Below are 13077 nucleotides of genomic sequence, written 5' to 3' on the forward strand. Positions count from 1 at the left end.
AACGTGACAACGGAGAAAAAAATGGACATACAGAAAATGAAGGAGCGGCTGATCGAAATTGTTCTTGAAAGGACGTTCAAATACAGCGAAAATCCACCCTTTACACTTGCATCGGGGCACAAGAGCAACTACTACTTCAACTGCAAACCGACGACGCTTGACCCGGAGGGGATGAACCTGATCGGGCAGATTCTCTATTCCATGCTGGCAACAGTTGATGTAACCGCGGCGGGCGGCCTCACCCTGGGCGCCGATCCGCTTGCCAACGCCCTGGCGGTTATCTCTTTTCAGAAGGGAAGGCCGATTAAATCCTTTATCGTCCGCAAGGATGTGAAGGATCACGGCGTTAAAAACGCGATCGAGGGCAACGTCACGCGCGGCGAGAAGGTTGTGGTGCTGGACGACGTGATTACAACCGGCGGCTCGACGATAACGGCAATTAAACAGGCCCGGGAGGCGGGACTGGTCATAAAACACGCTATCGTCCTGATCGATCGGGAAGAGGAAAACGGCCGGCAGAACATCGAGGCCCAGGGGGTAGTGGTGGACGCCGTTTTGACAAGAACGGAGATTATGAGCCGGTACAGGGGGGGAAATATAGGCGCCCTGAAAACCGTTTAGCGCCTGTCCACAAATAACCTGGGCAAAATTGCGCTCAGATTTGAGTTGGATTTGGTTGCGGCGATTGAACAAAACCGAAGACGTAGCAGCGCTACGTTGAGGATTTTGTGATTGAGCCACAGCCAAAGATGGCCCAAAGATGAGTTGCAAGATGTTCAGGTTATTTGTGGACAGGCCTTTAGCGCTTATGCCAATATAGCCCTCGCCTGGGCTGCGTCCTGCTTGATCTGCGCGATCAGTTTTTCGGGGCTCTCGAACCGGATCTCGGCGCGCAGCCGCTCGAAAAAAAGAACATCCAGAATTTCGCCGTAGATGTCCTGGTGAAAATCGAAGATATGGACTTCCACAGAGAGCTTGCCGCCGGCAAAGGTCGGGTTGAATCCGATATTCACAACGCCGTCATGGCTTTTACCCTTTAAAAGGCAGCGAACGGCATAGACGCCGTGGGGGGGAAGCAGTTCCTTGTTGGCTTCGACGTTTGCCGTTGGGAAGCCCAACTCAACCCCACGCTGATCGCCGGCAACCACCCGCCCGGAGATGTTGTAGGGGCGACCGAGGAGCGCCGCGGCAAAACGGACATCGCCTTGGAGAATGGCCTCCCGGATTTTTGTACTGCTGACAATTTCACTGCCTGCACAAAACGCGTTCATGGCCTCTACTGCGAATCCCAGCCTCCTGCCTTCCGTGGCCAGAAAAGCCTCATTCCCCTCCCTGGCATGACCAAAGGTGTAGTCGTGGCCAATTATGATCTTTCTGATTCGCAATTTTTCCCAGAGGATCTCCTGCACGAACTCCCGCGCCGTGGTTTGAGAATATTCAAGCGAAAACGGGATAATAAGGAAAGCTCCTATACCGATCTCACGGAGCAGACTGATCTTTTCCTCAGCGGAGGAGATGAGATAGAAAGGACGTCTGTCCGGGTGGAGAACCATCTTCGGGTGAGGGTCAAAACTGATGACAACCGTCTTGCACCCTTCCCGGCCTGCCTCTTCCACCATCCTTTGAAAAATGTATCGGTGACCCAGATGAATCCCGTCGAAATTGCCAATGGTCGCAAAAACCCCCTGCAAATCAGCGGGGATGTTTTCACTGCCGCGAATAATATCCATATAAAAAGTGAGCCTCCCTCCAAGTTGGCGTACATTAGCACCAATCACAGATATTTCAAGGAAAATCGCCGTATTTAAAATATATCCGCTCATAACGAAGCGGCTGCCGGCATGTTTATACCATCGGGAAGAACCGCCGGCGCTTTGCCCGATCATTAAAAAGGAAAGTATCCAACGCGCGCCTTCTTTTTAACTTGACAATGGCCAAGGCGTCATTGTAAAAAGCGCATCGTTTCGTACACGGAAACAATGCCGAAGTGGCGGAATTGGTAGACGCGCTAGGTTCAGGGTCTAGTGGGCGTACGCCTGTCCGGGTTCAAATCCCGGCTTCGGCACCATTTTGAAATTTTTTTTAGTTGAAATGGGAGGTTAGATATCTGGTCTAACCTCCCATTTTTGTCTGGGGTACTTTATGCACTACCAGCCCTGTCTTGTATTATGCAACAGGGCTTTTTTTCGGCAGTGCTGTTTCGCGCTCAAAGGAGTAGTAAGATTAAATATACATTCAGAACCAACCACGAACTGCTCGCCGAAAATGCCGTCCTCAAGCGGAGCATTGAAGAACTGAAAAGTACTGAAGCCCGGTATCGCAAGTTATTTGAGCGATCCAGCGACGCTATCTTCCTGGTTGAAAAAAGCACTGGACGGTACTTAGATGCAAATATTGCGGCTCTGGAATTGGTGGGGCAATCTTTAGCAGAGATAAAATCGCTTACAACACATGATATCTCACCGCGCAATGCAGCAGAACGTCTCCAGAAAATATCCGCAAACGATGAAACGCTCAATTTTGGCAAAGTCGCATATGTGCGGCCTGATGGAACCAAGAGACAAACCTTGCTCCACACGGTTTCTCTTGATGAAAAGACTATTTTCGGCATTGCCCATGACATAACCGAAATCAAGCAGACCGAAAAGATGCTGACATTTTTAGCGCAGTGCGGCACGGCTTCGGGCGATGATTTTTTTCAATCGCTGGCGCGATATCTGGCCGAAACCGCAGAACTGAACTTTGTCTGCATCTGCCGGCTGTATGGAGTTCAACCGACCGTCCAGACGGTGGCTCTCTATGCTGACGGCAAGTTCGAGGATAATATATCTTATCACCTCAATAATACCCCCGTTGACAAGATTTCCGGACAGACCGTTTATTGCTTCTTCGAGAACATTTGCAAGGTGCTGCCCCACAATGAAGCGCTTCAGGATATCGTGGCGGAGAGTTGCATCGGCGCCACACTTTTTAGCCATTCAGGAAGCCCCATCGGTTTGATTGCCCTCGCAGGACGGAGTCCGCTGGCAGATCCGCAAAAGATGGAATCTTTGTTAAAGCTGGTGGCGATCCGTGCGGCCGCTGAACTGGAACGCACACAGTATGAAGAAGAGTTAACAACAGCAAAAGCTTTCATAGAGGCAGCCATAAATAGTTTGACTGATTCACTCTATATCGTAAGAATGGCTGATTTTACTGTCTTGGGAGCAAACAAGGCCTTCACCGATGTTATCGGACTTGACGCGAACGCGATCATTGGCAAACATTGTTACGAATTGACGCATCATCGATCAGTTCCCTGTGACTACCCTCATGATCCTTGCCCCCTTATGGAAACGCTAAAGACCGGGCAACCTTCAACAATGGAGCATCTTCACTTTGACAGCACTGGTGAAAAACATTTTTTTGAAGTATCGGCTTTCCCGATACGGGACAAACAAGGCAAGATAGAGCGGATAGTCCATTTGGACAGAGACGTTACCGAGCGCAAACAATTGGAAGAAGAGTTGCGGATACACACTGAAGCGCTGGAAAAATTAGTAGAGGAACGTACCACGGAACTGGCAATAAGGAACGGGAACCTTGAGGAAATGAATACTGCCCTGCATGTACTCCTGAAGAAACGGGAGGACGACAAGAGAATGGTAGAGGAGCTCATTGTCTCGAATATCAAGAGTCTGGTGTGTCCATATATAGAAAAAATGCAAACCAACGTCCACGATGCCAAGCAGCATCTGTTGCTTGGCATTATCGAAACCAATTTGAATGAACTATTATCCCCGCTGCTGCAAAATATACTGCAATTCAACTTGACCCCCCAAGAGGTTCATGTGGCGTCAATGGTTAAAGAGGGAAAGAGCACCAAAGAGATAGCGGAAGTATTGGGAGTGGAAACCAGCACCATTGATGCGCACCGGAACAGGATTAGAAAAAAGCTCGTTTTGAGCAGAAACATAAACCTGCAATCAAAATTGCAGTCACTTCTGTAATATGTAAATTTCCTCAATATTAATATATCATTGTTGCCATATTGTACGTTTCGCTTAAACCTGTTCTACTACAATCGAAAAATCTTGCGATAATGAAGAAAACAAGCGGCAAACTTCGGGCTCGGAGAGAACCGGTCTATGAATAGCCGGCAAGGTTACGAATTTTCAAGCGCAATCAAGATTGTTTTATTTCATTTCGTTATAAACGCTGCTGTTATTTGTGCTTTCGTTGGTAAGTATCATCCCTCAATATGTTGAGGTTCCGCCAAATATTGAGGCTAAGCGAATTATTGCAGACTTTTCCGCTGTTCGCACCTATGAATCTAACCAACTGTTATTAGATGATTAATCATATCTTCTGATTTTCCTATGGCCATTGGCAAACTATTTGCCTTACCTGTTCGTTGTGATGCGATCATCCTCCCAAAACGTGAGTTCTGATCACTGCTTCGGGCTTCTGTCTTCCACGGATATTTTGTTCATTCTTAAAAATAGTTTGCAACTGGGGGTAATATGAAAAAACTTTATTTAGCGCCAGTAATTCTTTCCGTCTTGTTCTCTGCCACAAACATATTTGCACAACCAGCTTCCATAACGTGGCCGCTTACCAAGTTAAAGAAAAGATGTAATATTAATAATAAGTTACTATCTTTGCTGGTCCTTTTTTTACTTACCTTTATGCTGGGAGGCACTGCGCACGCCGATTTCTGGGAGCCTGCCGGCCTTTGCGGCAGCAGCGTTTTCTGTTCCACCACCAACGGCGCCAACTGGAACTCAGCAAATTCCGGTATTACCCCTGCTTATAGTATTGTGGTTGTACCATGTTTTAAAAACCGTATCGCGTCAGGAGGTCATAATGCTTAAAATGAAAGTCGTCTCAAGTCTTACGTCTTACGTCTCACTGATCTTCTTCGCCATCTTCGCAACGGCCATACCCAGCCATGCTGCGCCGGGCTACATATCAACCGTTGCCGGAGACGGCACGGCTGCCTACTCCGGGGACAGCGGGCCTGCAACCTCTGCAAGTTTGAATTATCCCTCCGGTGTTGCCATTGATCCCAATGGCAACATCTATATCGCGGACACTACTAACTGTATCATCCGCAAAGTCACTCCGGGCGGCGTGATATCAACTGTTGCCGGAACTCCCAATGCGTGTGGAAACTTGGGAGACAATGGGCTTGCAACCTTGGCAACGCTGAATGGCCCTACGGGCGTGGCGGTTGATTCCAGCGGGAACATTTATATCGCGGATACGTTTAGCTACCGTATCCGCAAGGTGACCGTCAGTACAGGGGTAATAACGACTGTAGCCGGCGTCGGCACGGCTGGATTCCCCGCATATTCAGGGGAAAATGGTCCTGCAATTAATGCAACTTTAAGTCGAACCCAGGGTGTCACAGTTGACGCCGTCGGCAACATCTACTTCTCGGACTTTGATCACCATAGTATCCGCAAGGTGACCGCTAACACCGGCATAATAACAACCGTTGCCGGAACCGGCGTGGCTGGATACTCCGGAGACAATGGCCTTGCAACCTCTGCAATGTTGAATTATCCCTACGGCGTAGCGGTTGATTCCAGCGACAACATCTATATAGCGGACACGTCTAATCTCCGCATTCGCAAGGTGGACGCTAACACCGGCATAATAACAACCGTTGCCGGAACCGGCGTGGCTGGATACTCCGGAGACAACGGGCCTGCCACTTCCGCAACGTTGAAGACTTCCTGGGGTGTAGCGGTTGATTCCAGCGGCAACATCTATATAACGGACACTGATAACAGAAGCATTCGCAAGGTGGACGCATTAAGCGGCAACATAACCACCGTTGCCGGAACCGGCGTGGCTGGATTTTCCGGAGACGGAGGGTCTGCAACCTTGGCAATGTTGAAATACCCCTACGGTGTGGGAGTTGATTCCACCGGCAATATCTATATAGCAGACTCGCAGAACCACCGCATCCGCAAGGTGGAGGCAGCGGTCGCTCCGACAACCGGGACGATCACCATCGTGAAGGACGCGTCGCCGGATGACACGCAGCCTTTTTTCTTCACATTCGGGAACAGCGGCGGGTCGTTTGTCCTGGATGACGACGGCGATAACACGAACACCTACATGAACCACACAACCCTGGCGAGTCTGGCGCCCGGCTATTGGACTTTCACCGAAAATGACGTGACCGGATGGAACCTGACTGGGATCAGTTGCACCACACCTACCGGGGCGACGTTCGGGGCGGCGGTGGTGGACCTCGCCGGCCGTACCGTAACCGTAAACCTGGCCGGTGGTGATAACGTCACTTGCAAATTCACAAATACGGAGCAGCCCACCTCCTCCCCCGACTTGAGCGTCACCAAGACATGCGCGGTTAACGGGGTGCAAACGGTGCTCTGTACCGTCACCGTTACCAACAATGGCTCAGCGGAGTCAGTCAGCCCGATTACTTTGACGGACATTGCAACTGGGGCCCCGGCAGATGCCACATTTAATGGCGGCGGCGGCAGTTTGCCCATCAGTTGTACGCCGGGGGCAGGGCCTGTCCTGCCCATTAACTGCACGGCCAATGTTTCTCTGTTGCCCACCGAGTCCCAGAACGCCTTCTTCTCTTTCACGCTGCCGCAGGGCGGCACCTTCACGAACTGTGCGACGGTATCGCAAGGAGACGTTGCTACGCCGTCCGAGACCGATACTACAAACAATACGAATATCTGCACGACGATTACCGTGCCGCCCCCGGCGACGACGCCCGGCGCCATCATCATCGTGAAGAATGCATCGCCGCAGGGAACCAAGATATTCCACTTCGACGGCGGTTCGTTGGGCACATGGGACCTCAGCGACGACCCGTTGCAACCCCTGCTCAAGAGCAAGACCTTCACAGTTAATCCCGGCGCCTATGCGGTGAGTGAGACCGGGTTAACGGGCGGCTGGAGCCAGACATCGGCCACCTGTAGCAACGGCAGCCCGGTGAGCGCCATACAGGTCGGTCCCGGCGACGTTGTCACCTGCACCTTCACCAACACGCAGCCGGATCAGGGCACCCTCGTCATTGTCAAAAACGCATCGCCGCAGAGCTCCCAAGTCTTCAATTTCACCGTCTCCAAGGTCAATGTGATGCTGGGAACGAGTGTTGAGCTGGGCACCATCCCCCTCACCGACGATGGGGCCAACCCCTCCAGTAACAGCTTTAGCTTCTCATCGAGCTACAATAACTTCGCGGTGAGCGAGACCGTGCCGAGCGGCTGGACGCAGACCTCCGCCACCTGCGATAACGGAAGCCCGGTTGACAATATCGTTGTCAACTGGGGTGATTACGTCACTTGCACCTTCACCAATGTTCCGCAGCCGACGACTGCCGGCCCAGACCTGAGCGTCACCAAGACGTGCGTGGCCAGCGGGACGCAATCGGTGCTCTGTACCGTCACCGTTACCAACAATGGCTCAGCGCCTTCAGTCAGCCCGATCACTTTGACGGACATCGTAACCGGGGCGCCATCAGATGCCACATACATTGGCGCCGGCGGCAGCTTGCCCATCAGTTGTTCGCCGGGAGCAGGGCCCGTCCTGCCCATTACCTGCACTGCCAATGTGTCTCTGCTGCCCACCGAATCTCAGAACGCCATTTTCGCCTTTACGCTGCCGCAGGGCGGCACGTTCACGAACTGTGCGACGGTAGTGCAAGGGGACGCTGCGACACCGTCCGAGACCGACACTGCCAACAATACCAACATCTGCACGACGATTACCGTGCTCCCCCCGGCGCAGACGACGGGCCCTTTTTGCACGGATTTTGAAGATGGTTCCGCCAGCACCTGGCAGGTTAATAATACGCTTGCTACAGTATTGTCAGATGGAAATAATCACTTTATACAAACGACGGACCAAGCTGGCGCATCGTCTTTTTTCAATGCCAGCAGCCCTTTAACCGGCGACTGGGCAGCTCTTTTGGTAAATAGCTGCGGATCATTATGCTTTGATGTTAATTATTTGTACGCTGGAGATCCTTATAACGGAACAAATCCACCGCAAACGATGACTCCGTCTATTTCAATTGTAGGAGCTAACGGTTTTGCAGCCAGTTTCATAACGACTGCTCCCATTTCAGCAGGTTCCGGTTGGCATTCCTATTGCGCCCCGCTCGCCAGCCTTAATTCAGGCGATCCGTTCCCTTCTAATGGAGATGGCCATTGGGTTATGGCGCCTGGCGCTACTTATACTGATTGGAATGATCTTCTGAACAACGTAATTAGAGTTCAGTTGCCGGTAGATCCAACGAGCTACCAACATGAAAGATTTGGGTATGATAATATTTGTATAAAAGATTCAGGAATTTGTGTTCAGCCTCTGCCAACGGCCACTCTCACCATTGTGAAGGATGCCGTTCCCAACGACGCTCAGGACTTCGCCTTTTACGCTTTTGGCCCGAATAGCGGTAGCATCATGCCCTTCCAACTGGATGACGACGCAGGGGCGGCAAGTGAAAATACCACACTCTCCAGCAGCAAGACCTTTCCCAATCTCGCGCCCGGGGGCTACAGCGTCATGGAAAACTTCGATAACCCCGTCCCCGTGACCGGCTGGGACTTGACCGGCATCATCTGTACCTCCTCCACCGGAACGCCGGTGGGGACGGTGGATCTGATTAGCCATGCGTTCACAGTGGATCTGGCGGCAGGGGATAACGTCACCTGCACCTTCACCAATGTCCCGCAGCCGCCGCCTGACAGCGCAGACCTAATCGTCACGAAGACGTGTGCGCTTGACCCGACTAATGGACCGCAAGCAGTTTACTGTGCAGTGACCGTGCATAACAATGGTCCCTTGACATCAGGCAGTCCCATTACCGTGACGGATATCCCTTTTTCTCCGCCTCCGGGAACCGTGTTCACCAGCTCCAGCGGCAGTTTTAGTTGTACGCAAGCCGCAGGGCCAGTCCCCGCATCCATGGTATGCACCTACAACGGCTCTATCGGCAACGGCCAGGATGGCACTACTTACTTCTATTTCAATGTGCCTCAGGGTGGCGAGTTCGCCAACTGCGCGAGCGCCTCGCAAGATGGCAGCGTGGTTGATCCCAACCCTGCCAACAATACCAATATATGCGCGAGGGTTACCGTGCCGCCTCCGACGACGGGTTCCATTTGTGGCATTAAATTTAATGATTTGGACGGTAACGGCGTACAGAATCTGCCGGACGAGACGGGATTGCCGAACTGGACAATCAGTCTGGGCATCTCAGGCATTCCGGATGTGATCACTGACGCAAACGGCAACTATTGTTTCAACGGTTTGCCACCCGGAACGTACACTGTTTCAGAGACACTGCCAAGCGGCAGCTTATGGCAGCAAACCTTCCCGGCTAATTCGGGAACCCATTCGGTAAAGCTGGGAGCGGGACTGACCATCACCGGTCAAGACTTTGGAAACAGGTTAATCCCCAGACTCGGTTCCATTTGCGGCATCAAATTTAACGACTTGGACGGTAACGGCGTACAGAATCTGCCGGGCGATGTGGGGTTGCCGAACTGGACGATCAGCCTGGGCATCTCAGGGATTCCGGATGTTGCGACTGACGCAGGCGGCAAGTATTGTTTTAAGGACGTGCCTGCCGGGACATACACGGTTTCAGAGATATTGCCAAGTGGAAGCGGATGGCAGCAAACGTTCCCGGTTAATCCGGGCACTCACTCGGTAACGCTCGCCGCGGGTGTGAACATTACGGGTATCAACTTCGGGAACCAGTTTTTTATCACCCCGAAGCTCGGCTCCATTTGCGGCAAGAAATTTAATGACTTGGATGGGGACGGCCTGCAAGATCCGGGTGAGGAGGTCCTGCCGAACTGGACAATCAGTTTGGGCGAGTTGGCCCCGGATGTTCTGACTGGCGCCGACGGCGAGTATTGCTTCAATAGCTTGCCTGCCGGGACATACATGGTTTCAGAGGGAGGCAAGCCCGGATGGAAACAGACGTTCCCCGGTTCTTCGTCCCCATTTTCGCCGGTTGTCCACTTGGTAACGCTTGCCGCGGGACAGAACATCGCCGGCAAAGACTTCGGAAACAGGCGAGTCAATGCGGATTGCAGTTATTTGTGCAATGGCGACTTCGAAGAACGGCAGATTTCCTTCTCCCAGGATTATCTTAAGCAGTCACTTGTATCCTGTTGGCAAACAACGGAGCCAAAAGGTGAGATAGAAGTCTGGCAAAGCGGCAACGGTTACGTAACTTCAGCTCAGGGCAATCAGTTTGTTGAAGTAAATGCCCATACGACCGGCACATTATATCAAAATTTTTATTCCGGCGCCGCCGGACCGGTTGTTATTTCCTTTGAGCACCGGGGGCGGGATGGGTATTTTAATGAAATGAGCGTAGAGATTGGGCCGGTTGGCGGGCCCTATGCTCCTTTAGGAACATTCGTGGCCCCTGTTACAGAGTGGACAACGCATGCGATCCCCTACGTTCTTGACCCCGGGGTAATTTATCAGTTACGGTTTATTTCTTCTCCCCCTCCCACAGGCACGCTATTTGATCCGGCAGGCGGCAATCTGCTTGATGCAGTGAATGTAACGTGCCCATCATCCATTTGTGGAATAAAATTTAACGACTTAAACGGTAACGGCATGCAAGATCCGGGTGAGCCGGGACTGCCGAGATGGCAGATCAGCTTGGGCATCACGGGGATTCCGGATGTGACCACCGACGCAGAGGGCAAGTATTGCTTCAATGACTTGCCGACAGGGACGTACAATGTTTCCGAAACACCGCAAGCGTCTTGGCACCAAACGTTCCCAGGTTCTCGAGCTCACACGGTAGCGCTTGCCGCGGGAGTGAACATTGCCGGTATCAACTTTGGGAACATGGTCGCTAATTACTGTAATCCTGTTGATTTGGCCAACAATGGCGACTTTGAAGAAATTCTCAACGAACAGGCCCCGACAACGTATGTGCAAACCAGCCAGAATAACGTTCCTTCCTGGCAAACAACAGCATCCGACGGCCGCATTGAAATCTGGCATGACGGTTACAATTCAATCCCTGCATATTCAGGAACCTATTTTGCTGAAGTGAACGCAACGGAAGTCGGCACACTTTCGCATACTTTTTCCGTTGCGGCCGCAAATCAACAGGTCACTGTTTCCTTTGCCCACCGGGGGCGATATGCCGGCGATGATGTAATGGCAGTATCGATTGTTCCTCCTTCAGGAAGCGGCCTGCCAACAATTTCTCTGGGAACCTACACGGACAATAATACCGCCTGGAGATATTATTCAGTGCCTTATACGATCCCCACTCCCGGAGTTTATACATTACGATTTGCGTCCATTTCTTCAAATAATGGGAACGGCCCTAGTGATGGCGGGAATTTCCTGGATGCAGTGAGTGTAACAGATTGTCCACCCTCCATCAGCGGTATCAAGTTTAATGACGCAAACGGGAATGGCCAGCAGGATCCCGGTGAATTGGGGATTCCCAATTGGCACTTCAGCGTGGGTTTACCAGGCATTCCGGATGTTACCACGGGCGCAGACGGCATGTATGGTTTTTATGACCTGCCGGCCGGGACCTACACTGTTTCAGAAGTACTCCATGCGCCCTGGCAGCAAACGTCCCCCAGTTCTCCGGGAACCCAAACGGTAACGCTCGCAACGGGTCAGATCCTCTCCGATCTCAACTTTGGAAACAGAGTGAAGCCAGGCGCCTGCACCGGTTTCTGCAATGGAGACTTTGAAAATGCGCAGGTTCTCAGTCCGGGAAGCGCAGGAAGCATGGGACGGTTTGAGCAGTCCCTCATCTCATGCTGGCAGACAACAATAGCAGACGGAAAGATAGACGTCTGGCATGGGGGAACCGGCGTTAATATGAGACCGGGATTTTCGGGCAATCAGTTCGTTGAACTACCGGGAGGCAATGCGCCAACCAATTATTTGTATCAGGATTTTTATTCCGGCGTCGGCGGACCGGTGATTATTTCCTTTGCGCACATGCAGGGTCCGTTTTCTTCTTTTGGAACAACATTTACCAATGTATTTATTGGACCAATCAACGACGATGGAACCACTATCCATTACACAACCCCCGACGGGAGCCCTGTTTCCCTGGGGATGTTCCCCGCCAATGCTTTTCCTTACTGGACAACGCATACGACGGCCCAAACTACACTTCAGGTTAATCAGAAGTATCGGTTAACCTTTTCTTCCCCATATTTGAGGGGGAATTTTATTGATAAGATTAGGGTACTTTGTTCATCATGTTTAGGCGATGTTGATGGCAACGGCAAGGTGGACATAAGGGATGCTATTCTCACACTGAAGATTCTATCCAATATGTCGCCCGCGGGGATCAGCCCGGATTTAGACGCTGTCGATGTGGACGGGGATGGCAAAATAGGCATTCAGGAAACCCTCTACATATTCCAGAAGGTGGGCGGTGATCTGAGATAAGTTATTATAAGCATTGGAGTAATAGCCACCATGGAGGTCAAGACCGTCATTACCGTTTCGCGCAAGCGAATCGAAGCCAGGATGGGCAAGATCGAGAGAATAAGGTGCTTACCCTTGTGCAAATATTTTACAGAACGGTCTTGATCGTTTTCCCGGTACGGTGGGGAAGGCTCAGGGCGCCGTAAAGATGGATATATAATTTTTTGCTTTGACAATGGGGAGATGGAGCTTATGGCTAACTCCCCATTGTCATTCAGGTCAGGATGAGTGTTCATTTGCTCTTACGGTCGAGGCGCTTTTTGCAGTATCCTGTAATATTGCACCCTTGTATTTGTTTATCAATGCCAAATTCAATTATTTTATTCTCTCAATCAGTGTGATATGAATCGTCAGCCATAGGAGGCAATTGCAAAACCACTTGTCATTCCCGAATGTCTCTATCGGGAATATGGTTTTTCAAGCAGTTAGAACCAGATTCCCGCTCAGAATCGTTGCGGGAATGACAAGAATGGGGAGTTTTGCAATTACCTCAGAGGAGAATTTATTAAAGAGAGGCTACGGTAAAAAATGGCGACCAATTCACATAGACTTAGAGAGGCTTTTGGTGCAATCTTTCGCTGTCGGTCGCTAAAAACAAGGCTGCTT

At 51.3% G+C, this 13077-nt stretch carries 5 protein-coding genes and 1 tRNA gene; 5 read left to right on the forward strand and 1 reads right to left on the reverse strand.

Annotated elements, in window-relative coordinates:
• Positions 1-21 precede the first annotated feature (21 nt).
• Entirely contained in the window at positions 22-621 is a 600-nt protein-coding gene (pyrE, locus tag M0P74_14750; protein ID MCK9364844.1) for an orotate phosphoribosyltransferase, read from the forward strand.
• 185 nt (positions 622-806) lie between these two features.
• Here the strand turns inward: pyrE and M0P74_14755 are convergent, their stop codons facing one another.
• Positions 807-1730, reverse strand: a complete 924-nt coding sequence (locus M0P74_14755; protein ID MCK9364845.1) for a bifunctional riboflavin kinase/FAD synthetase — start codon at positions 1728-1730, stop codon at positions 807-809.
• A gap of 251 nt (positions 1731-1981) precedes the next feature.
• Here M0P74_14755 and M0P74_14760 point away from each other — a divergent pair.
• The 4 genes from M0P74_14760 (at position 1982) to M0P74_14775 (ending at position 12432) form a co-directional block, all read left to right on the forward strand.
• Positions 1982-2068 (forward strand) — tRNA-Leu (locus tag M0P74_14760).
• 58 nt (positions 2069-2126) lie between these two features.
• The gene (locus tag M0P74_14765) at positions 2127-3989 is read left to right on the forward strand and encodes a PAS domain S-box protein (protein MCK9364846.1); all 1863 of its coding nucleotides are present in this window, start codon (positions 2127-2129) and stop codon (positions 3987-3989) included.
• Positions 3990-4502: 513 nt separating this feature from the next.
• Positions 4503-4853, forward strand: a complete 351-nt coding sequence (locus M0P74_14770) for a hypothetical protein (GenBank protein ID MCK9364847.1) — start codon at positions 4503-4505, stop codon at positions 4851-4853.
• The gene (locus tag M0P74_14775; protein ID MCK9364848.1) at positions 4846-12432 is read left to right on the forward strand and encodes a hypothetical protein; all 7587 of its coding nucleotides are present in this window, start codon (positions 4846-4848) and stop codon (positions 12430-12432) included. The genes M0P74_14770 and M0P74_14775 overlap by 8 nt, the downstream gene beginning before the upstream one ends.
• The last annotated feature ends 645 nt before the right edge of the window (positions 12433-13077 follow it).

The organism is Syntrophales bacterium (assembly GCA_023229765.1).
GTDB lineage: Bacteria > Desulfobacterota > Syntrophia > Syntrophales > UBA5619 > DYTH01.